The organism is Pseudomonas agronomica, assembly GCF_025917275.1.
Classification (GTDB): Bacteria; Pseudomonadota; Gammaproteobacteria; order Pseudomonadales; family Pseudomonadaceae; genus Aquipseudomonas; species Aquipseudomonas agronomica.
In genome coordinates, this window is sequence record NZ_JAOSHO010001037.1 from 1 (window position 1) to 486 (window position 486).

The following is a 486-nucleotide window of genomic DNA, read 5'->3' on the forward strand; positions in this document are numbered from 1 at the left end:
TCGCGAGCAAGCTCGCTCCCACAGGGGGCGGTGGAGGATACAAATGCTGTGGTCCCTGCAGCCACAAAACTGCGGGGGTTACTCGTTGTAGAACGCCTGGCGTTGTTGGGTTTCACACAGGCGCATGCGGCTGTTGCTCAAGTGCAAATACATGGCCGCCCGCGCCGCATCGATATTGCGACTGGCGATGGCATCGAAAATCTGTTGGTGTTCGGCATTGATTCCCTGCAGGTAGGCGCTGCGATCACTCTGCCCCGAATAGGCAGAGTTCATTCGGGTACGCGGGATCAGCTTCGTGCCCAGGTGCTTCATGATATCGATCAGGTAGTAATTGCCGGCCGCCTTGGCGATTTTCAAATGGAACTGGAAATCGGCATTGATGGTGGTGCCGGATTTTTCCGGCCCTTGCAGCAACGCTTCCAGCGCCTGGGCCAGTTCGGCCAGGGCTTCGGGCGTGGCGCGTTCGGCGGCCATGCCGGCAGCCTG

1 protein-coding gene is annotated in these 486 nt (G+C 59.5%); it reads right to left on the bottom strand.

The genetic code is table 11. From position 1 onward, the window contains the following. Positions 1–78: 78 nt before the first annotated feature. Positions 79–486, bottom strand: a 408-nt coding sequence (locus tag OC610_RS28775) for a FadR/GntR family transcriptional regulator (RefSeq protein ID WP_264433194.1), incomplete at its 5' end; no start/stop codon positions are given.